The organism is Rothia sp. P4278 (assembly GCF_048512945.1).
In the GTDB taxonomy this organism is placed as follows: domain Bacteria; phylum Actinomycetota; class Actinomycetes; order Actinomycetales; family Micrococcaceae; genus Rothia.
In genome coordinates this window covers 156,275-176,631 of sequence record NZ_JBLXXU010000001.1, presented here as the reverse complement: position 1 = coordinate 176,631, position 20,357 = coordinate 156,275, and the positions used below count along the sequence as shown (strand labels likewise).

The window sequence follows — 20,357 nt, the reverse complement described above, 5'->3', positions numbered from 1 at the left end:
TTCACTACGGGCTGGGCCGGTACTGCCAAAAAGAAGTAGCGGCCCAGCCTGTTCTCAAGCTCCTTTAAGGCAGCAGAGCCAGGTGCTCTTCGTAGGAGCGTCTCCACAGGAAACCGTACAGGTGGCCCAAGCAGAAGAAGGTAGCCGCAGCCACCAGCGGGATAATGAGCGAGACCTGGTAGCTGTAGCTTCCGCTGAGGTCAGCCGCCCACACAAAACCAAGAGCAATGCCGCCTAAAGAACTCGCCTGGAGCGTAGACAGTGCCAAATCCAGATTTTTTCGGGCAGAGAGACTGGCCGCAACCGAGTCCATGGTTACCAGGCACATACCGTAGGCCATACCCATGAAGATGAGGGGTGGAATCATGCCGGATGTTGACCCCGGCAAGGAAAGTATCATTGCGGTCATCATCAAGAAAATGCCGCTAATCAGCCAGGCCACCCAGCCGAACATGGGGAGCCGCTCAAACAGTACGAAGAGTGCCGCGCCGACAGCGCAGAGCCCAAGAAGGGCAATGAGGAAGCCCGCTGCACCTAGCTGGTCCGTGCTCATCGTAAAAGAAACGATGGAGGCCTGGGTCGCGCCCAAAGAAATACCCAAGCAAATCGTACCCAGCTGGGGAATCCAAAGTAGTGACCTGCTGACACCGCGTAGCGGCTTACGCCGTTCAGTCGCGCTGGTGTCACGGGTTTCCACCGGCAGGTTCTCGGGCCGCCAGAGCAACATGATGAGCCCCAGAACATCAATCAGGATCACCGCAAAAAGGGTGGATTGAGCGGTAAAAAGTACGGTAGTCATGCCCGCAATTGCCGCACCGGCGGGAATAGCGGTGACATCGAGCATGGTTTCCAAGGAGATCGAGGCATTGAGTTTGCGCCGATCCTTGGTGCTCAGATACTCAGCGCTCCAGTAGCTTCGCATCATGGCTCCCAGGGGAACAGTGGTTACACCCACCACTGCGCAGGCCACCAGAAAGCGGGTAATCGATCCGTTACTTGTGCCCGAAAACCGGAGCGACTCAGTCGTCAACCACATCAGGGCCACCATGTTCAAAGCGGTAACGGCGAAGAAGATGCGACGCTGGCCCCACCGTTCAGAGATGGAACGGTAGACCGGTATCATCAGGGCAGAACTCAGGCCCACAGTACCTGCCGCGTATCCGCCTAGGGTGGCCTCACCGTTCTGCACCGCCAGCATCATCATAATTGCCAGCATGACCATAGCCGCAGGCAGACGCATCAGCAAAGAGAAAACTAGGAAACGCCACCCGTGAGCTAGCAAAATACCCTGGAACCTGCTCCTGGCATAGCGGGCCGACACGACAAGCCTGCGGGCCCCCTCAGCAATCGTGATGGGGATACTAGCGGTGGTCGCAGGAACCTGAGATTGCGCACCACGGTATCGCGGTGCCGCTGTCCTGTAGGTAAAGGTTTTTTTGGTTTTACGTTGGGGCTGGCTCATACTGCTCCTGTTTCTTTCACCAGGCTAGAACCCTGGGGGGAAGTCTGCAAGAGGATGTGCCTGTTAATCCGGTTTTTCATCTCAGCAACGTGGGAGATGAGCCCGATGACCCGTCCACGTTCTCTGAGTGAGTCGATGGTGGACATGACCTCTTCTAGGGTTTCATCGTCCAGAGAGCCGAAGCCTTCGTCAATAAAGAGGGTGTCAATTTCGATGCCACCGTTGGCCTGCTGGACCACATCAGCCAGTCCCAGAGCTAGGGCCAGGGATGCCATAAAGCTTTCTCCCCCGGACAGGCTGGCCGGTTGGCGGTGGGCATTGTGCCAGGAGTCAAAGACCAACAAGCCCAGACCTGATTTTCCGCGTCCCTGAGCACGGTCGCTGTGTTCTAGCCGGTAGCGCCCGTGGGTCATCTTTTCCAGGTGTTCACTGGCGGCCAGAGCGACCTCGGAAAGCTGATAGGCAAGCACATAGGTGGTCAGCGTCATCCGCAGGTGGTTATCGCTCCCGGGGGTGGCATTGGCCGTAGCCGCGAGTTCCTGCCGCAGGTGGGCGGTCTCGATCAGTTCCTGGCTGCGAGTCAGTGCGGCCGTGAGCTCTTGCTGTACCTGGATGATCTCATCCTCTGCCCCCGAAATGCGGGTGGAGTGGGCGATGAGCTCATCCTTTTCGCGGCTGAGGGTTTCTAGGCGGGAGGTAAGAACCGCAAGGTCTTGCGGATCGGGCGCGGTTTCGCCCCGGCTAGCGCGTTCAGCAATGCTCAGCAGGGCTGGGCTCTCAAGACGGGCACGGGTAGCAAGCACCCGTTCCTGGTAGTGACGGATCTCTTGCTCAAGCTTCTGGGCTTGTGCTGGTGCAAGATGCGCAGCTCGCACTTGGGCTTGATCACTCCAGCCTGACTGGCCTAGGGCTTGGGCTGTTTCAGCCTGAGCAAGCCGGTAAACCTCAGCCTGCCTGCTCTGTTCCAGGCGGGAGTTACCGAGCTGGGTCAGGCAGGTATTGAGGCTGGTTAGAGCATGGGCGCGGTCAGCAAAGCTCATCTTCTGGGTCTGAGGTTTCAGCCCGGCTTCAAGTTCGGCTAGTGTTCGGGCTCGTTCTTGGATTGTGGCCTTGTGCTCAGCAACCAGGCGCTGCGCTGCCACCAGCTGGGCCCTCAGCTTTTCTTCGTGGGTCTTGCCCTCTTGGAGTAGCTGGTCTAACTCATCGCGACGTGTTTGGGCTTTCTGGGCTCGGGTCAGCGCGTCCTGAGCTTGAGCTATGAGGTTTTGGGCGGTTTCGGGTTCAGGTGCGCCTGACCGGGTGAGCTGGTCCAGAGATTCCCGGGCAGCTGAAAGCTCGCCCAGGGCTCGAGAAGCCTCGGTTTCGGCGGCAGTTCTCTGGGCACGAGCCTTCTGCAGGGCTTCTTCGCTGACCGCGGCGCCTGCTTCTAGTCCGGTAGCAGGTGCAGGGTGTTGGCGTGAACCGCAGACTGAACATGGCTGACCGGCAACCAGAGCTTCGGCTAGAATCAGCGCGGCATTCTCAAAACGGCGGCGGTGAAGTTCATCGGCCTGGTGGTCTGCCCGCACCCGTTTCGATTCAGTCTCAGTAGCTGCTTGCTCTGCCTGCTCAACCCGTTGACGCGCACGGACCAATGCCCTTGCCTTTTGTTGCGCCTCTTGGGCACCGGCGTAGTCCATGCCTGCTTTTTCGAGCTCAACCGGTGCATTTTCAAGGCCTTTGTATTCTTCTTCAAGGTCTTGAATCTTCTTGCGATGGGCGGTAAGGTCCTGCTCTGCCTCACACACTTTGCTTTCCAGCGGAGCACCTTGAGCTTGGGCCTGTTTCTGCTCGGCCGCCAGGTCTATCAGCCTCTGCTCATCGCGGTCCAGTGCTTGAAGATCCTTGGCATATTCAGCCAGGTCATGGCTTATTTGCTCGTAATGCTCTACGTCCTGCTGATCCTTGAGAAGGTCCAATACCTTCTCCACGGTCGCAAGCTCACGCGCCCTTGGGTCAAGATTTCCCTGTAATTTTGAGACTAATTCCTGCCCCCGGAAACTTAGCGCGGTGACGCGCTGCCGGGTGCTTTCACAGGATGCTAGCGCTCTTTCCTCCGCAGTGAGGAAAGGCAATACAAGGGTCGCCTTGCGGTGGGATTCCAGCAGACTACTCTGCTGGGTAACAGTTTCTCTGGCACTTTCCAGCTTGTCTAGGACCAGGGTCAGCTGGCTATATTCCTGCCAGTGCTGGTTGAGCTGAATCATCTGGGCGCGCTGGTCATTTACCCTGGTGAGTTCTTCAGCTACTTGACCTGTGCGTTCTAGGAGCTGGCTATGCAGCTGACCCAGCTCAGCAGCAAGTTCTTCAAGGTAACCCGGTGCGCTTGCCGGTTTATCTGCAGAAAGTGTGGTGCTCTCACTATCGGAGTCTGCCAGCAGGCCCTCAAGACCCAGTAGGGCATAACTTTCCTCTAAGCGAGCGCCGTGCTCAGCCCGTTGACCGCGGCCAATCAGTACCTCAAGTTCATGGCTAGCTTGATCCGCACGGTGACCAGCTTCCTTAGCCTGCTCCGTCAAAAGGTTCTGGATAGCCTCAAATTCATAGGTCCCGAAGAGCTTCTTGAGGAGCTGTTCACGCTCACCGGACGACGCCAGCAAAAACCGCTGAAACTGGCCCTGAGGTAGAAGCATGACCTGATTGAACTGCTGGGCGTTCAAACCCAGTACCGAAAGCATAAAGTCGCCGGCGTCCTTATGGCGGGTAATAGTGGGGTCGCTCTCCCATTCGCCGGTGGCCGCATCGTATTTTTCAATCAGGGTCTTTGCCTGCTCGGTAATGGTTCCCTCACCACGTTTTTTGGGTCGCTCATAGGCAGGGTTGCGTTCGATACGGTAGCGGGTGCCCCCGATAGTACATTCCAGGGTCACGCGCGGCTGTACCGCAGGCTCAGCGAAACGAGATTTAAGGTCGGTGCGCCCTGAGGACGTAGTGCCGTAGAGAGCAAAGCAGATGGCATCGAGAATGGATGACTTGCCCGAGCCTGTAGGGCCGTTGAGCAGGAAGATGCCTTCGCGGTTGAGGTCATCAAAATCAATGGCCACGGTGCCGGGGAAGGGGCCGTAGGCTTTGAGCTCTAAGCGGTGGATTCTCATTCTGCCCCTCCTTGAATTCGTGCTGTTTCCATGACTTCAGCCAGGTAGGCGCTCTCGTCATCTGTCAGTTGCCGCCCGCGCACGTGCTCGTAGAAAGAACCGCAAATCTCTTGGGGGCTGTGCTTGCTTTGAGCCGCCCGGTAGCTGTGTTTTTGGCGCGCCTGTACTCCTTGAGGGTCAAAGTAGAGTTCCTGCACATGCTCATAGTGCGCTTTGAGCTCTTCCAAGGCTTGAGCTGGACGTTCGGGGTCGGTCAGGGTGATGCTGACAAATGCCTGACCGTACTCAACGATATTCTGGGGAGAAAGCACCTCTTCGAGAGTTCCCCGTAAGGTTTTGAGTACCAGTTTGGTCTTCCACTGGTAGTCGGTGACGCTCAGGTGACCACCCGGCTCAATATCAAGAATCCAGGCGCCTTTGCGGTGGTTCTGTTCGCTAAAGGAATAAGCCAAGAGCGACCCAGAATAGCGCACGGTATCGGTTACTTTCTGCTTCCCGTGCAAATGCCCCAGAGCAGTATAGGTGGCTGATGAGAAGAGGCGGGCAGGTACCTGTTCCACACCACCTACCGAGATATCCCGTTCAGATTCAGAAGGTTCAGCCCCACCAGCAAAACAGTGGGCCAAGACAATGCTGGCATCTACGTGGCGGGGTGCCCTGTCCTGCTCGATACGGCGCATAGCCTCAGCGAGAACGCCGGCGTGGGTAGGCTCGGTGCCCCAGCGAGCGGCGATGGGGCGCGGTTCCAGATAGGGAACCCCGTAGAAAGCTACCGACACTCCCCCGGCTTCAATGAGGGTGGGGGTTCCCACCTGAGTTTGTGAGGTCACCAGGTGCACTCCTGCGGCACTCAGTAGCGAAGAGCCAAAACCCAACCGGATGGCTGAATCATGGTTGCCACTAATAGCAAGAACCCGGGTACCAGCTTGAGTAAGGCGCGTGAGGGTGCGGTCAAAAAGCTCTACAGTTTCGGTGCGAGGCTGAGCCTGATCATAGACATCTCCGCTAATGAGAACCACATCCAGTGCTTGTTCCTGAACCAGCTCTACCAGCTCATCCATGAGCTGTTCGGTTACGGTGTGCAGGGAGGTACCGTGGAAGCTACGGCCCAGATGCCAGTCGGAGGTGTGCAAAATTCGCATGCTCCCTAGTCTAATGGGCCTACAGTCAGCCCCGCTTTAGAATAGAGAGCATGACTTCAGTTTTTCCTGCCCCTGATGCGCTCTCACCTGCTTACCGCGCGGCCCTACGGGGTTCACTGTTTGGCACCGCACTGGGTGATGCACTGGGCTACCGCGTAGAAACCCTCAGTCGCACCGAGATGCTTGAGCGGTGGTCAGTAGCAGGCGAAACCGACTTATTAGAAGCTCTGGCAGGCGGTGACCTGGCGGTATCCGATGATACCCAGCTCACCCTGGCTACCCTGGACGGATTAACCGAAGTATTGGAATGGAACAATGAGGGTCAGGCCGCCGATGAGCTGGCCTGTATCTGGCTGTCCTACCTGCGCTGGTACACCGGCACCGGTCACACCGCCCCCGAAGCCGCACCCTATTCCCTCCCCCGCCCCCTGAATTCTCAGGCAATCATGCGCCAGAAGCGGGGGCCGGGTAAGGCCACTCTGAATGCTTTAGCAACCGGGCAGATGCAGTTCATTTCCAAGAATGTAAACCCTGACGCCCTGGGTACCGGTGCGCTCATGCGCTCTGCTCCCTTTGGCTATCTGCCAGTTGCTGATGATGCTACGGTCATCAAACTTGCCGTCCAGGCCGCCGCCCTCACGCACGGGCACCCAGAAGCCCTGGTTTCAGCAGCCGCCTACGCTCTGATGATCCGCTACCTTTTAGGTGCACACGAGCTTGCTGTGCCGGTGGATTCTCCGGTACGTCTTGCCCTCAAGGAGGTTAAAAACTGGCTAGGGACTGTTGAAAAAAGTAGCCTACTTCCCGGTGATGCCACGCTCACCCGTGCGGCATTTGGCCGGGCGCTTGAACTGGCGGACCGGCAGTCCCCGGCTCATGAAGCCCGCAAAAGTTTTGGTGCCCTGGTTCTGGCAACCGACTGCCTAGGCTACGGTCTCTACCTGCTCCTTGCTACAGAAAGCCTGGTTTCCCAGGGCATGAAGCCAAGCCAGGCCCTGCTCCAAACGCTAGCCGATGCTGTAGCTGTTGACGGGGATTCAGACTCTATCGCGGCCTTGGTTGGTTCCCTTGTCGGTGCCCGGTGGAGTGACGCCGTCCTACCGGCAAAACTGCTGGAAGGGCTCGATGCACGGGCCGCTCTCGAGCTCGTGGAGAAAGCCTGGTTCACCCAGTTGGGTATCTAAACCACTGGGTTTTATCCGTCGAAAATTTCGGCGCGGTGGTCCAGATACCATTCATCTGCCCGCTCTAGGGCGAGCCGCTGGATAGCGCCCCCCATACCGTTCTTCATGCTGTAGGCCAGCGACTGAAGGGGCAGGAGCTGGGCAACAGTGCGTGCCCGCTCTAACTGGGTAGCGTCCAGGGCCCTGGTCAGAGAATCCCAGCCGTAGTAGTTACCCAGGGCTGCGTAATCAATCGCGGGATCCCCCACCGACGCATGATCCCAGTCGATGACGCCCACCAGCTTATCGCCTTTCCACAGGATATTGTGGCCAGCTAGATCGCTGTGAACCAGTACTGGCCTTACCGGGTCCAGGGCGACGACCCGGTCAATGGCCCTGTGCGCGATTTTTTGGGCAGTCGTCAAGAGCCGAGGAACTACCTGCTGGCGCAGGAGTTCTTCCCAGTTTTCTCTCCCGCCCCAGTGCTCATGCACCATATCCAAGTAGGGGCCATAGCCCGAAAAATCTACCGAATGGATAGCCTTGAGCATGGTTGCCAGTTGTTTGGGAGGGGCCGCTCCCTGCTGGCGAGGCTCGCCCTTAATCCAGGTCAAACCCACCGCTGTAAAACCATTGCGGGTAATCACCCGGGTAATGGGGCGGGGCACCGCAAAAGGGAGGGTCTTAGGCAGGCGACGTAAAATCTCCGTACGCCGAGCTACCAGGTAGCCGGTCTGTTGAGTCTTAGCTACACGCACGCTCAGCTCAGAGCCCATGTTCACGATGATATGAGCTGACCCGGTTGTTCGTATATCCCAACGGTCAGAGGGGACGACAACACCGGCCTGCTCCATCACCGCGTAGACAACGGGGAGGGCCTTCATTTGTTCAAGCTGCGTAAGGTGCGCTGCCATAAGAGTCTTTACCTAGGTGCCTGTTAGTCTGCCAGCACTGCTTGCAGATGAGGGATGAGCTTAGTCAGAGCTTGAGCGCGGTGGCTTATGGCGTTCTTGACATGGGGCGGGACCTCAGCGCATGACTTGCCGCTGTATTCACCGGTAAATCCCTGGGCGGCCATAATGGGATCGTAGCCAAACCCGCCCTCTCCGCGCGGTTCACGGAGCAGGGTTCCGACCAGCTCGCCGTGTTCAACGGCCTGCCGCCCGTCCGGGGTAGCCAGTGATGCCGCGCAGACAAAGCGGGCGGTCCGATGTTCATCGGAAATATCCGAAAGCTGGGCAAGCAGTAGGTCCAGGTTAGCCCGGTCATCACCATGCTTGCCTGCCCAGCGGGCACTGAAGATACCGGGTGCCCCACCCAGGACGTCCACGGCAAGCCCGGAGTCATCTGCGATAGCGATAAGACCGGTAGCCTCAGCTACCGCGCGAGCCTTGAGCAGTGAATTCTCGGCAAAAGTTACCCCGTCCTCCACCACATCGGGGGCGCCGGCCCTACCGGCATCAATCACTTGGGTTTCAACGTCCAGTCCGTCAATAGCTCCGCGCAGCAGTTCACGGAACTCGCGCAGCTTACCCTGATTATGGGTGGCAAGAACAATTTTGGCGGGCATTAGTCCTCCAGGGCCTGACGCTGGATCAGGGCTAGCTGGGCTGTACCGTGCAAGGCAAGATCCAGCAGATCATTGAGTTCATCGCGGTCAAAGGGAGCGCCCTCGGCTGTACCCTGAACCTCCACGAACTTACCCTCACCGGTCACCACGACGTTCATATCTGTTTCGGCGCGGACGTCCTCTTCGTAGGGAAGGTCCAGCATGGGGACACCGTCAATGATGCCCACAGAAATTGCCGATACAGACCCGGTCAGAGGGCGAGCCTTAGCGGGGATAACACCCTCTTTCTGGGCCCAGGTAATGGCATCGGCCAGAGCAATATAGGCACCGGTGATGGCGGCAGTTCGGGTGCCACCGTCAGCCTGAAGAACATCACAGTCCAGAACAATAGTGTTCTCGCCCAGAGCCTCGGTATCTATCACGGCGCGCAGAGAGCGACCGATCAGACGGGAAATCTCGTGGGTACGGCCACCAATCTTGCCTTTAACGGACTCACGGGAGTTACGGGTATTGGTGGCACGCGGGAGCATGGCATATTCGGCGGTGACCCAACCAGTTCCCTGGCCTTTGAGCCAACGGGGAACGCCCTCGGTGAGCGAGGCGGTGCAGAGCACCCGGGTATTACCGAACTCGATGAGAGCTGAGCCTTCTGCGTTCTTAGCCCAGCCCCGGGTCACGGTGATGGGTCGGAGTTCATCGGGTGTGCGTCCGTCGCCACGGACGGGTGAGGATTCCATATTATCTGTCATGCTTTCAGCCTATCTTCTTCGCTTGAACCCGTAGAAATCGTGGGCAAACTTTTTAGCCGTGTCCCTGCCAGCTTTGCGCGCGCATACCTTGCCCGGCAACGTAGCGCTCAATCACTTGGAGGGTAGTGGTCTGGGGGTCGGACTCGTAGTCTTCCGGTGCCCGGCGGGGGTTAACCCGGTAGGTAGCTGAAGCCTCGGCCACCGAAATAGGACCAGAGAAGACCTCACTGGCTTCGGCAAAGGCGACAGCAGGGTCGTTCCAGATGGGTAGGTGGGTTAGGAGCAGATTACGCACACCGGCTTCTTGGGCAGCCAGCCCTGCCCTGCGGCCCGTCAGGTGAATACCGCGCAAGGCGTCGTCACGCCCCTCCTGGTAGGCCGCTTCGCAGAGGAAAAGGTCAGCATCGCGGGCTGCCTCAATTAAGCCGTCACAGGAATCGGTGTCACCGGAGTAGGTCAGAATCGTTTTCCCTTCACCTGTCTCACAGACGATACGGAGCGCATAGGGTTCTTTAACGGGGTGCACGACCGCATAGGGCGTGACGGTGAATGGCCCAATTTTTACCTCAGCGTGGTTGCTCCACTCGTTGAACTCAAACTCGGTGTGCATCCCCGGTTCTAGCGGTAGCCCGTGGGTATTGACCAGGTACTGGTGAATATCGCTGGGGCCATAGAGGGGAATAGGGCCTCTGCCCCAGCCGTTGGGGTTCCATTTGACGGCAACGTGCAGGCCCGACAGGTCAATGCAGTGATCGGGGTGCAGGTGCGAAATCAGAATCGCATCTATGTCTTCAAGGTTCATGTGGGCCTGAAGAGTCCCCAGGGCACCATTGCCCATATCGATGATAATCCGCCAGGTCTTACCTAGATCATCGATAGTCGAAACCATGTAGCAGCTAGCTGCCGCATTCGGCCCTGGAAAGGAACCGGCACAACCGATCACTGTGAGTCGCATGGTGTCTTCTTCCTTAGCGTTTGGGGGTGGAGCGGTCTGCCTCGATGGTGACTCGTGGCTTAATCAACTCCGATGGGATAAGGGCAAGCGAGCCTGTGGGAAACTGCTCTGCTACCGAGTTGGTGTGACGGACGCGAGCGACCTCGGGCCCCAAGAATCGGCGGGCGAGGTGCTCAAATGTTTCGCTGTGACCGGTTGCCAAGAATTCGTGGCTTGCCGGTAGATCAGCGGGGCGTTCAAGGCCGGCTCTCAGTAGCGCCTTGTAAACATCTTTAGCGGATTCCTCCGATGATGAGACCAGAGTTACATCATCACCCATGATGTAGGAAATAACGCCGGTCAGGAGCGGGTAGTGGGTGCAACCCAGCACCAGGGTATCAACCCCGGCTTCTTTGAGGGGGGCAAGGTAGGACTCGGCTGTTTGGAGAAGCTCAGATCCGGAGGTAATGCCCCGCTCAACAAACTCCACAAAGCGGGGGCAGGCCACCGAATAAATCTCCAGGTCGCTCATCACTGAGAAGGTGTCCTCGTAGGCGCGTGAGGTGACCGTGGCTTCTGTGGCGATGACACCGATTTTACGCTTGCGGGTTGCGGCCACCGCACGGCGGGCGGCAGGCTGGATAACCTCAACCACCTGAATACCGTACTTGCGGGTATAGCGTTCGCGGGCATCACGCAGAACTGCCGCTGAGGCTGTATTGCAGGCAATAACCAAAAGTTTCACACCGGAATCTACCAGCTCGTCCATAATCCGCAGAGCGTGCGCACGCACCTCAGCTATGCTAAGGGGGCCGTAGGGGCCGTGGGCGGTATCACCCACATAAATAATCGATTCGTGCGGTAGCTGGTCCATGATGGCACGGGCAACCGTCAGCCCACCTACACCCGAGTCAAACACGCCAATGGGGGCGCTGGCGGCTGGCTCTGCCAGCACCTTGCTGCCCCAGGGGGTGACTATTTTTGGGTTTGAATCATTCATGACAGACCTGACATTAGCTACTCGATGGTTATTCAGTAAGGTGTAGAACTCACCTGCCGGTTTTTGAGTGGACAATCACGCTCTAACACGACTTTTTGGTGTCATAAATAGACACTCTGGACCGGTAAAAATCAATCTTCTTCCAGCCCTATCAGGAGTGCCTGCATGAGGCTTTCCTGAAGCCAGGTTGCAAAGTTATAGAGCAGAGCCATATAGTCCTCGGTTGTTTCTACCCGGTCCCAGTCGGTCTGCTCCCCCACCCGTTCGGCATCTGCTGCGCTGATAATGCCCAGCCTGGAACCCAGGGTTAGACGAACGTCGTTCAGGGCTGCGGCCCAGGCCTTGGCGTGTTCTGTATCCAGGTGAACTGTGCCTGCCTGGATATCCATAGCGGCCAGTTTTAGGTGCGAGATTTTAGCCTGTCGGAGGGAGAGATCGGTGAAACGCCGGTACTCATCGGCTACCTCAGGATCATCACTGACGACAGGCAGCATGCGGGCGACAGCGGGATCGGCAGGCACATCAGCTTTTTCCGAAATTCCCACCAGAGCTGCCAGGGGGTCAGTGTTGGGGTCTTCCTCAGGTTCCAGGGCAAGCGCTACATCTTCAAAAAGGCGGGTAAGCACCTGGACCTCTTCGGGAGTAAAGCGTGCAGTCAGGCCACGCGGTGTCCTGCTAAAAGGCTCTGCCATCTTATAGACCTGCCTGTTCTAGCGTTGCCCACAGCCCCCAGGTATGCAGGGCTGCTGTGTGGCGTTCGGCTTCTTCTTGGGAACCACTAAAGACTGCGGCTTTACCTTCGGTGTGTACACGGAGCATCAGCTCCTGGGCCTTTTCGGTACTGTAGCCAAACTGAGTGCGGAAAACATAGGTGACAAAGCTCATGAGGTTAACTGGGTCATCCCAGACCAGCACCGTCCAAGGAAGCTGGGGTCGGTCATTCGTTTCGCTCTCTAAGCTACGTTCAAGGTCGGCTAAAGTATCCACCGCTGTATTCAGGGTGATAGCTGTTTCAGCCGATAACATAGCCTTCTTCTCCTTGTGAAAATCTTTGAGTCGGTAGCGCCTTGAACAAGCTTACGCCACTGGGCCCTTAGCAGACTTATAGGTCACATACACCTTATCTATCATACGGCTAAGGAGCCACAACTGCCACGCGCCAGCTAGAGCAAGCTAGAGGTCACAGTTTTATCTTCTGAGAGGGCTGTCTTTTTAGGCCGCACAGGGGCTAGAGTGGTAGCCGTGACTCAGAAAACTTCATTGTTAACAGACCACTACGAGCTAACCATGGTTCAGGCGGCTCTTGCCTCCGGTGCCGCCCATAGGCGGACCGTCTTTGAGGTCTTTACCCGCAGGCTCTCCGGTGGCCGCCGCTACGGTGTCCTTGCCGGCACTGGCAGGCTCCTTGAGGGTCTTGAAAATTTCCGTTTCGACCAGAACGAACTTGAGTTCCTTGCCTCCCGCAAGGTGATCAACCAGCAGACCTTGGACTACCTGGCTGACTTCCGCTTTAGCGGGCATATTCGTGGGTACGCCGAAGGGGAAATCTTCTTTCCCCACTCCCCCGTGCTCCAGGTTGAAGCTTCCTTTGCCGAGGCCTGCCTTTTAGAGACCTATATTCTCTCGGTTCTCAACTTCGATTCAGCCGTTGCAACTGCGGCCTCCCGTATGACGGTAGCCGCCGGTAAGCGCCCCTGCCTTGAGATGGGTTCACGCAGGGCTCATGAGCAAGCCGCTGTATCTGCCGCACGGGCTGCGGTAATTGCAGGCTTTATCGGCACCTCTAACCTAGAGGCTGGCCGCCGCTATGGCCTGCACACGGTGGGCACGAGCGCCCACGCTTTTACCCTGCTCCATGACAGCGAGCGCCAGGCTTTTGAAGCCCAGCTTGCTTCGCTCGGGGTAGATACAACACTGCTAGTAGATACCTACGATGTTGAAGCCGCTGTTCGCCTGGCTTGCGAGCTGGCCGGCCCAGAACTCGGTGCCGTTCGCCTGGATTCCGGTGACCTGGTTGCCCAGGCCGCTTTCGTCCGTCAGCTTCTCGATAGCCTCGGTAACACCTCCACTAAGATTACTGTGACCAGCGATCTTGATGAGTACGCTATCGCCTCTCTGGCAGCAGCCCCGGTTAATTCCTACGGTGTGGGCACCAAGCTGGTGACCGGCTCAGGTGTTCCAACCTCTTCCATGGTTTACAAGGTGGTTTTGCGCGAGAACGCCCAGGGCGTAATGGAGCCGGTCGCTAAGGCATCCTCTGGTAAGGCATCTGTGGGTGGCAAAAAGAGCGCGGTGCGCCGCCTAAATAAACGTGGTATTGCTACCGCTGAGGTCATAGGCCTCGATGTGAGCGCACCTGCCGATGCCAACGACCGCCAGCTTATGGTTGATTTTGTGGTCGACGGTGAGCTTCAGCCCGGCTTTACCGGTGCCGAAGGCGTGCGCCGTGCCGCTGAACGTCACGCCCGGTCCCTGGCCGAGCTGCCCGTCACTGCAACCCGTCTGTCCCCCGGTGACCCGGTAATCCCCACCGAGTTTGTGCCCGCTGTTTAGCCCACCTGAGGAAACTATGTCTAAAGCTTTGATTATTGTTGATGTCCAGAATGACTTTTGCCCAGGCGGTGCGCTAGCTACCGAACGCGGCGCTGAGGTTGCGGCTCTGATCAGCGAGTTCGTAGAAAACTACCACGACCGTTACCAGGCCATTGTGGCAGCTCAGGACTGGCATATCGACCCGGGCACGCACTTTTCGGATAGCCCAGATTATCAGGATTCTTGGCCCCCGCACTGTCGCGCAGAGTCTAAGGGCGCTGAGCTTCACCCCGAGCTTGATACCGACTACATCGAGGCTTACTTCCGCAAGGGTGCCTATGCCCCTGCTTACTCAGCCTTTGAGGGCCTTCTGGCTCCCGAGTACACGGTCATGCCCGGTGAGCGTGAAGCTGGCGCTCCGGTTGAAGATGCCAGTGAGCAGACTCCTCTGGATGCTTGGCTGAGCGAGCGGGAGATTACCGATATTGATGTCGTAGGCATCGCCACTGATTTCTGTGTTAAGGCAACTGCGATGGACGCTGTTGATGCGGGCTACGAGACACGCGTGCTGCTTGATCTCACGGCCCCTGTGTCTGAGGATTCGCTTGATGACACCGTGGACGAGCTAGAAGATGCCGGTGTGACAGTTATCCAGGTTCTCTAGTCTCAGCTGGTGCAGGTAAGGGGCCGGGGCGCTGATTCATTTCAGTGGCCCGGCCTCTTTTTCTGCTCTTTATTTTCTGCCCACGAACCAGTCCTGGAGCTTATCCAGGCGCGCTTGGAGCTGCTCGGCTGAGGCTTGGGCAACAGCAGGGCCTCCGCAGATACGACGGAGCTCGTTGTGGATAGACCCGTGCGGCTTACCGGTCCGAGCAGCCCAGGCGGCAACATTCTTAGCCAGCTTGCTGCGGAGCTCTTTGAGCTGGCGGTGATCCACCACCTGCGGCACGGCCGTCGCCGGGCGGCGCGAGGCGTGGTCTTTCTGCCGTGCCCTCAGCAGGGTACCTACTTGCTCAGCATCCAGCAGGCCGGGGATCCCCAAAAAATCCTGTTCCTCATCTGAACCCACTTCAAGACCGCCCGAGGCGAACTCGGCACCGTCAAAAAGGACCCCGTGGAAGGAGGCCTGGGAACCGATAGCTTCGAACTTGCCACGGGTCAACTGCTCGCTGGCCCCTTCTTCACGATTAGCTTCTTCAATCAGGTGATCGTCCAGCCCCTGATTGAGCGGGTCAAGGTTTTCCTGCTGAGCGTTCTTGCGGTCCAGGGCATGGTCGCGCTCGGTCTCCATCTCGTTAGCCAGCATCATGAGCTGAGGAACAGACGGCAGGAAGACAGAAGCAGTTTCCCCGCGCTTTCGCGAGCGCACAAAACGCCCAATAGCCTGAGCAAAGAAGAGAGGCGTTGAGGTGGAAGTTGCGTAAACACCCACCGCCAGGCGGGGAACGTCCACGCCTTCGGAGACCATGCGCACAGCAACCATCCAGCGAGCAAGCCCCTGGGAAAATTCCTCAATGTTGTTGGAGGCTTCTTTGTCATCGGAAAGAATAAGGGCGGGCTTTTCACCGGTAATACGCTGAAGCTGGGCGGCGTAGGCGCGGGCATCGGCGTGATCGGTAGCAATCACCAGGCCACCAGCATCGGGTACGGTACGGCGTACCTCGGTCAGGCGCTTATCGGCGGCAGCAAGTACGGTGGGAATCCACTCGCCCTCAGGGTTAAGGGCGGTACGCCAGGCCTGGGCGGTGACGTCTTTGGTGAAGCCCTCCCCCAGGTTGGCCGCCATTTCTTCACCGGCGCTAGTGCGCCAGCGCATCTGACCTGAGTAGGCCATAAAGATGACGGGGCGCACAACATGGTCTTTGAGGGCGGGGCCGTAGCCGTAGGAGTAGTCAGACTTGGAACGGCGGATGCCTTCTGCGTCCTCTTCGTACTGCACAAAGGGAATGGGTGAGGTATCGGAGCGGAAGGGGGTACCGGTCAGAGCCAGGCGGCGGGTAGCAGGCTCGAAGGCTTCGCGCAGGCCGTCGCCCCACGAGAGAGAATCACCGGCGTGGTGGATTTCGTCCATAATCACCAGGGTTCGGCCGTTTTCGGTACGCGCCCGGTGGAGCATAGGTTTATTGGCTACCTGGGCGTAGGTCAGGGCAACACCCTGGTAGCCCCTGCCCACGCTACCGTCTGCATTTTTGAAGTTAGGGTCAATGGAGATACCTACACGGGCAGCGGCATCGGCCCACTGGCGTTTAAGGTGATCGGTAGGCGCGACCACGGTCATGCGGTTGATGGTTCCCCGGTTGAAAAGTTCTTTGGCAACGGTCAGGGCAAAGGTGGTCTTACCTGCACCGGGAGTAGCCACAGCCATGAAGTCGCGGGGGTTCTGGGTGAAGTACTTGGTCATAGCTTCGGCCTGCCAGGCGCGGAGCTTGGGAGCAGTGCCCCAGGCGGCGCGGTCCGGGTAGGCTGGGGGTAGGGCGCTGCTGCCTTCTCCAAAGAGTGTTGGCTGGCTATCGTCCATGTATTTTCCCTTCCCTCACAACAGATATGAGCCACGGTGGGCACCACAAAAGTTTAGCCCCATTCGGTGAGGAATGGGGCTATCAACGAGCACCTGCACCTGTGAGAGCGACCTCTCCCCCTGTTCTGTATTCGGGGTAGGGTGCTGGCCTCACGCGACAGAACGGGCGAATGCGAATGGCTTGATTACTGGTCGTCCCCGCCAGGGGCCAGGCCCTCGTAGATCTCTTTGCATTCGGGGCAGACCGGGAACTTCTCGGGGTCTCGGCCAGGAGTCCACTTCTTGCCGCAGAGAGCACGGACGGGGTTTCCGGTGAGGGCAGACTCCATAATCTTTTCCTTGCGCACGTAGTGGGCAAAGCGCTCGTGGTCACCGGGTTCTACGTTCTGAACTTCCTCACGCTCAAGGAGCGCAGTACCGCCTGAGTGGGCGGTTTCGGGGAAGGGATCTTCAATTCCGGGAATAGATGACACGGGTGCGTCCTTTCGTAGTGGCCCAGGCGGGCTATCTCTAGTTAGTCTACCAAGCCAGGCAGGTTCTCCGGCGAGCACAATAGGCTAGCTGAACTGGGTAACCCGGTAGAGCATATCTGCGCTGTGGCGCTCAAAGCGCTGGGAGCCCAGGCGGATTCCCAGAGTGAAACCGCCCACTGCCGTCACCAGCATGACACCAGCGCCCAGCCAAGCCCAGAGCATATTGCCGTTGATTGCTGAGGCAGCCATACCGGCCAGGCCGGGAGCAGCAAGGAACATGGGAATCATCATGGTGAGACCGCGCACAAATGCTTTAGCCATGCCGTCGGGTTGCTTGGCCGTTTTCCAGGGGCTTGAGCCCGGTGGCGGCACAGGTAGGGAAAACACCGTATCAGCATAGGACGCGAGTCCCATACCCAAGAAGAAAACCGAGTAGGCGGTCACCAGCATGGGTACCGTATAAGCGCCCGCTCCTGCAATCAGGCCAAAGAGCAGGGTGCCCATCAGAATCATCGGTGCGTAAATCAGTATCATGGCGTAGGCCCGCCCCAGCCGGTCATCAATGCCGCGCACAGCCGTGGTGGTGTGTAAGGAGAAAGCGGTGCTTTCATAGGACACCAGATAGGCATATATGTAACCAGCGAAAGCAGGGATGAAGGCGCTACAGAAAAAGACTCCCATAATGGGTGTTGAAACGTCCTCCCCCGTATCCGTTGTAACACTCAAATTACCCATGAAAGTAAAGATCAGGTAAAAAAGCGGTAGGCTCATAACATTGACGGTGCACCGGGGGTCTTTGAACATCATCTGCACAATGCGGGCAGCAATTGCGCCCCGAACGGTCGCCGGGAAGCGGTCAAGAATGCCCAGGTGTCCGGTGCCCAGGTTGCGGGCTTCCTTACGCCCGGTGACTTCCCCAACGTTAGCCATGGTGCGGGCAGCCAGCAGGTACCAGAACCACCAGATGATGGCCAGGTAGAGAAGGCTAAGAGCCAACAGGGCTCCAGCCAGCCCGTAGCTACCGGAGGCAACATAAACCGGAATGAGCCAGGGAGTCAGCAAAGGCAACCACTGTAGCACCTCGATGTATTCGGGGAGGCGGTCTGCCACCTGCGCTATCCCACCGGCAGCACCCGCGATGATAGGCCCCATGAGCATCACCACCATAAAGGAGGCAATCGTCAGCAGGTTACTGATACCCCTACGAGCCCGCAAAGGGATAGAAGCAAGCGTCACGACCCGGGAACCGGCAATCGCCAGTGCAAGACCCAGGATAGCGGCTACCGGGTAGGTCAAGAGACCCGGAATCGAGAAGAACAGCGAGGTAGCGCTCGCCAGAGCGATGAGGAGAGTCAGGATTCCGGGGGCACCCACGAGAGCCCCGATAGCCTGGCCCAGCATCAGGTCCTTAACCCGAATGGGGTATGGTGCCAGCCGCTCAGGATCCAAGGTGGCATCGGCAGCGGAGGCAAAGAGGGGAACAAGGAACCAGGCTAGGGTCAGAATTCCGCCTACCAGCGCCAGAAAAACCTGAGCACCGCTGGCATTATCAATAAAGAACCCGCCCGCTCCTAGGCAGACCACTAGGCCCAGCCCATAGAGCATGGCAAAAGAGAACCCCACGATAGCCCAGGCGTTACCCCTGGTAAAATATGCGATAAAGTGCGCAAGCTTTAGTCGGACGAGGACTGCAACCATGACAGGCCCTCCCTCACCATTCGACCGCCGACCAGTGAAACAAATCGGTCTTCCAGGCTCATACCGGCCCGGACCTGCTCCACGGTACCCGAAGCCAGGATTCGCCCCTCATTCATAACCGCCACATGGTCGCACAGTCTCTGAACCAAGTCCATGACGTGAGAGGAAATAATGACGGTGCCCCCACCAGCAACATACCCCTTCAAGATATCTTGAATGTTGGAGGCGGAGACAGGGTCAACCGCTTCAAAGGGTTCATCAAGCACCAGCAAGGAGGGCGCATGAATCATTGCACAGGCCAGGGCAATTTTTTTGGTCATACCGGCGGAGTAATCAGCAACCTGCTTCCCGGCGGCATTAACCAGGTCAAGGGCTAGGAGCAAATCGCGGGTTCGTTCAGCAACCGTCACTTTGTCAAGCCCGTGCAGGCGACCCGCATAGGTCAGCAGTTGCTCTCCGGTGAGCTTATCAAAGAGGCGCACGCCATCGGGCAGAACCCCCACCTTACGCTTGGCCTCCAGCGGACTAGCCCACATATCTGTACCGCCCACCAGCACCTGACCGTCGGTGGGTTTAAGCATGCCTGTGGCCATTGACAGGCTTGTTGTTTTACCGGCACCGTTACGCCCTACCAGACCGTAGAAGGACCCGCGAGGAATGGTTAGGTTAATACCGTTAACGGCAGGGTGCTGGTCAAAAACCTTGACCAGGTTAAGCAGTTGTAGGGCGGGTGTATCTAGGCTCTCGGGAGCAATCTCAGCTTCCACAGGAGATGCCGGGGAAACCTGATCACTGGGTGCCGTCGGGTGAAGGGGCGTGACTTCTTGGGGGTTTGCCTGGTGCGGCCAGGTCTTCTCATCGTGTTCCATATAACTATGGTAGGTGACCTAGCTAGCTCTGAGCTCCCCCAGCAGGCTGATATCCATTGTATGACGAGGCCTCGTGGGAAAGATCTAAGCTCTAGCGCTGAGAATTCCCAGGAGGTCCCTCATAAAGATATGCTCCTGACTAGAACATAGCCATCATCAGTTCCGCCCGTGCTTTCTTGACCCTGGGATCAGCTGAACCGACTACCTCAAAGAGCTCTAGCAGGCGTTCCCGTACCCGTGTTTTGTCATCAGGGCCAACTGCTTTAAAAAGAGTGATTAGGCGCTTGAACGCATCCTCAATATGGCCACCAGCAATATCTAGGTCAGCCACATTGAGCTGAGCCTGAATATCAGTGGCATCTGCGGCGGCTCTGGCTCGTTCATCGGCCAGAGTCAGAGATGAAACTCGGTGGAGTAGGTGAACCTGGGCCAAGCCAATTTTCGCATCGGTATCGCCTGGGTTCTCATTCAATGCCTGGGTGTAGGCGGCTTCAGCACCAGCGTAATCCCCGCAGTCAAGAGCGTCCAGGGCTTTTTGGTGCAGGGGCGGCAGGGGCTTTTCCTGTTCGCTGAGAACCGGCTCAAAGCCACCGGCCAGACCCTGCTGGGTTGCTAGCTGGACTACCTGCCCCAGCACCTCGGTCAGAGCCTGGGGTTCAACAGGCCCGTTAAAGAGCGGGGCGGGACGGCCAGCTAGTACCGCAACAGCGGCTGGTACACCCTGAATCTGGAAGGCCTGACCAATCTCGGGAGTCTTGGTAATATCCACGGCCGCCAGGAGCAGGTTCCCTCCGGCGGAGTTGACCAGTGCCTCAACCTGCTCGAGCATTTGCACAGAAGCAGGGGAATGGGGTGCCCACAGGGCAAAAATAACGGCACCCCGGTTGGACTCCTGAACCAGCTGCTGGAACTGGGCTACATCGGTGACGTCAAAACGCCAACTGGGCTCACTTGCCTGGGCCGTTTGCTCCCCCGGCTGAGCGCTAGCCTGAGCAGTAACACTTAGATCCGGAGCATTGCGCACCGAAGCCGGTAGGTTCTCAGGCTGGAAACCCGATGATGCGGTCATGGTTTTCTCCTTAGGGAGTAGCAGGTTCTTTTCTCTCCAGTCTA

At 57.9% G+C, this 20,357-nt stretch carries 18 protein-coding genes; 3 read left to right on the top strand and 15 right to left on the bottom strand.

All coding sequences use genetic code 11. The features are described 5' to 3' along the window. Positions 1-64: 64 nt before the first annotated feature. Genes ACN085_RS00735 through ACN085_RS00725 form a run of 3 tightly spaced genes read right to left on the bottom strand, consistent with a single transcriptional unit; the run spans position 65 to position 5,738 of the window. Complete coding sequence (locus tag ACN085_RS00735) at positions 65-1,462, bottom strand: MFS transporter (protein WP_419100606.1); 1,398 nt, start codon at positions 1,460-1,462, stop codon at positions 65-67. Beyond that, entirely contained in the window at positions 1,459-4,596 is a 3,138-nt protein-coding gene (locus tag ACN085_RS00730) for an AAA family ATPase (protein ID WP_419110278.1), read from the bottom strand. Before ACN085_RS00730 ends, ACN085_RS00735 begins: the two co-directional genes overlap by 4 nt. After that, positions 4,593-5,738 carry an exonuclease SbcCD subunit D gene (locus ACN085_RS00725; protein ID WP_419105455.1) on the bottom strand — a complete coding sequence of 382 codons (1,146 nt, stop codon included), beginning with the start codon at positions 5,736-5,738 and terminating at the stop codon, positions 4,593-4,595. The genes ACN085_RS00730 and ACN085_RS00725 overlap by 4 nt, the downstream gene beginning before the upstream one ends. A gap of 50 nt (positions 5,739-5,788) precedes the next feature. Between ACN085_RS00725 and ACN085_RS00720 the strand changes: the two genes are divergently transcribed. Next, positions 5,789-6,922, top strand: a complete 1,134-nt coding sequence (locus tag ACN085_RS00720; RefSeq protein WP_419100609.1) for an ADP-ribosylglycohydrolase family protein — start codon at positions 5,789-5,791, stop codon at positions 6,920-6,922. A gap of 11 nt (positions 6,923-6,933) precedes the next feature. On the opposite strand, the gene ACN085_RS00715 is transcribed toward ACN085_RS00720, so the two are convergent. The 7 genes from ACN085_RS00715 to clpS form a co-directional block, all read right to left on the bottom strand. Then, a complete protein-coding gene (locus ACN085_RS00715) occupies positions 6,934-7,815 on the bottom strand; it encodes a phosphotransferase (protein WP_419100610.1) in 882 nt (293 codons plus the stop codon). Between the two features lie 23 nt (positions 7,816-7,838). After that, complete coding sequence (gene rdgB, locus ACN085_RS00710) at positions 7,839-8,471, bottom strand: RdgB/HAM1 family non-canonical purine NTP pyrophosphatase (protein WP_419100611.1); 633 nt, start codon at positions 8,469-8,471, stop codon at positions 7,839-7,841. Then, positions 8,471-9,220, bottom strand: a complete 750-nt coding sequence (gene rph / locus ACN085_RS00705) for a ribonuclease PH (protein WP_419110277.1) — start codon at positions 9,218-9,220, stop codon at positions 8,471-8,473. Before rph ends, rdgB begins: the two co-directional genes overlap by 1 nt. A gap of 52 nt (positions 9,221-9,272) precedes the next feature. Then, a complete protein-coding gene (locus tag ACN085_RS00700) occupies positions 9,273-10,175 on the bottom strand; it encodes an MBL fold metallo-hydrolase (RefSeq protein ID WP_419110276.1) in 903 nt (300 codons plus the stop codon). A 13-nt stretch (positions 10,176-10,188) separates the two neighbouring features. Next, on the bottom strand, positions 10,189-11,154 hold the full coding sequence (murI, locus tag ACN085_RS00695) for a glutamate racemase (RefSeq protein WP_419110275.1): 966 nt from the start codon (positions 11,152-11,154) through the stop codon (positions 10,189-10,191). Positions 11,155-11,285: 131 nt separating this feature from the next. Continuing rightward, positions 11,286-11,846, bottom strand: coding sequence for a DUF2017 domain-containing protein (locus tag ACN085_RS00690; RefSeq protein WP_419110273.1), 561 nt, complete (start codon positions 11,844-11,846; stop codon positions 11,286-11,288). 1 nt (position 11,847) lies between these two features. After that, positions 11,848-12,180: an ATP-dependent Clp protease adapter ClpS gene (gene clpS, locus ACN085_RS00685; protein WP_419100616.1), complete on the bottom strand. Its 333-nt coding sequence runs from the start codon at positions 12,178-12,180 to the stop codon at positions 11,848-11,850. A gap of 216 nt (positions 12,181-12,396) precedes the next feature. On the opposite strand from clpS, the gene ACN085_RS00680 reads away from it, so the two are divergent. Together ACN085_RS00680 and ACN085_RS00675 are read left to right on the top strand one after the other, a co-directional pair. After that, complete coding sequence (locus ACN085_RS00680; RefSeq protein ID WP_419104560.1) at positions 12,397-13,707, top strand: nicotinate phosphoribosyltransferase; 1,311 nt, start codon at positions 12,397-12,399, stop codon at positions 13,705-13,707. A gap of 16 nt (positions 13,708-13,723) precedes the next feature. Continuing rightward, positions 13,724-14,350, top strand: coding sequence for an isochorismatase family protein (locus ACN085_RS00675; RefSeq protein ID WP_419110272.1), 627 nt, complete (start codon positions 13,724-13,726; stop codon positions 14,348-14,350). Positions 14,351-14,419: 69 nt separating this feature from the next. On the opposite strand, the gene ACN085_RS00670 is transcribed toward ACN085_RS00675, so the two are convergent. The 5 genes from ACN085_RS00670 to ACN085_RS00650 form a co-directional block, all read right to left on the bottom strand. Then, a complete protein-coding gene (locus ACN085_RS00670) occupies positions 14,420-16,204 on the bottom strand; it encodes a DEAD/DEAH box helicase (protein ID WP_419110271.1) in 1,785 nt (594 codons plus the stop codon). A 185-nt stretch (positions 16,205-16,389) separates the two neighbouring features. Then, complete coding sequence (locus ACN085_RS00665) at positions 16,390-16,677, bottom strand: DUF3039 domain-containing protein (RefSeq protein ID WP_419100620.1); 288 nt, start codon at positions 16,675-16,677, stop codon at positions 16,390-16,392. Positions 16,678-16,761: 84 nt separating this feature from the next. After that, a complete protein-coding gene (locus tag ACN085_RS00660) occupies positions 16,762-18,375 on the bottom strand; it encodes a hypothetical protein (protein WP_419110270.1) in 1,614 nt (537 codons plus the stop codon). After that, positions 18,351-19,244, bottom strand: a complete 894-nt coding sequence (locus ACN085_RS00655) for an ABC transporter ATP-binding protein (RefSeq protein WP_419110269.1) — start codon at positions 19,242-19,244, stop codon at positions 18,351-18,353. Before ACN085_RS00655 ends, ACN085_RS00660 begins: the two co-directional genes overlap by 25 nt. A gap of 139 nt (positions 19,245-19,383) precedes the next feature. After that, positions 19,384-20,313, bottom strand: a complete 930-nt coding sequence (locus tag ACN085_RS00650; protein ID WP_419100623.1) for a tetratricopeptide repeat protein — start codon at positions 20,311-20,313, stop codon at positions 19,384-19,386. Positions 20,314-20,357 lie beyond the last annotated feature (44 nt).

Bases quoted from the DNA above. Each gene is read 5' to 3' on its own strand.
- ACN085_RS00720 (WP_419100609.1), top strand. From the start codon at position 5,789: ATGACTTCAGTTTTTCCTGCCCCTGATGCGCTCTCACCTGCTTACCGC.
- murI (WP_419110275.1), bottom strand. From the start codon at position 11,154: ATGAATGATTCAAACCCAAAAATAGTCACCCCCTGGGGCAGCAAGGTG.
- ACN085_RS00700 (WP_419110276.1), bottom strand. From the start codon at position 10,175: ATGCGACTCACAGTGATCGGTTGTGCCGGTTCCTTTCCAGGGCCGAAT.
- ACN085_RS00655 (WP_419110269.1), bottom strand. From the start codon at position 19,244: ATGGAACACGATGAGAAGACCTGGCCGCACCAGGCAAACCCCCAAGAA.
- clpS (WP_419100616.1), bottom strand. From the start codon at position 12,180: ATGTTATCGGCTGAAACAGCTATCACCCTGAATACAGCGGTGGATACT.
- ACN085_RS00670 (WP_419110271.1), bottom strand. From the start codon at position 16,204: ATGGACGATAGCCAGCCAACACTCTTTGGAGAAGGCAGCAGCGCCCTA.
- ACN085_RS00675 (WP_419110272.1), top strand. From the start codon at position 13,724: ATGTCTAAAGCTTTGATTATTGTTGATGTCCAGAATGACTTTTGCCCA.
- rdgB (WP_419100611.1), bottom strand. From the start codon at position 8,471: ATGCCCGCCAAAATTGTTCTTGCCACCCATAATCAGGGTAAGCTGCGC.
- ACN085_RS00715 (WP_419100610.1), bottom strand. From the start codon at position 7,815: ATGGCAGCGCACCTTACGCAGCTTGAACAAATGAAGGCCCTCCCCGTT.
- ACN085_RS00730 (WP_419110278.1), bottom strand. From the start codon at position 4,596: ATGAGAATCCACCGCTTAGAGCTCAAAGCCTACGGCCCCTTCCCCGGC.
- ACN085_RS00735 (WP_419100606.1), bottom strand. From the start codon at position 1,462: ATGAGCCAGCCCCAACGTAAAACCAAAAAAACCTTTACCTACAGGACA.
- ACN085_RS00660 (WP_419110270.1), bottom strand. From the start codon at position 18,375: ATGGTTGCAGTCCTCGTCCGACTAAAGCTTGCGCACTTTATCGCATAT.
- ACN085_RS00650 (WP_419100623.1), bottom strand. From the start codon at position 20,313: ATGACCGCATCATCGGGTTTCCAGCCTGAGAACCTACCGGCTTCGGTG.
- rph (WP_419110277.1), bottom strand. From the start codon at position 9,220: ATGACAGATAATATGGAATCCTCACCCGTCCGTGGCGACGGACGCACA.
- ACN085_RS00725 (WP_419105455.1), bottom strand. From the start codon at position 5,738: ATGCGAATTTTGCACACCTCCGACTGGCATCTGGGCCGTAGCTTCCAC.
- ACN085_RS00690 (WP_419110273.1), bottom strand. From the start codon at position 11,846: ATGGCAGAGCCTTTTAGCAGGACACCGCGTGGCCTGACTGCACGCTTT.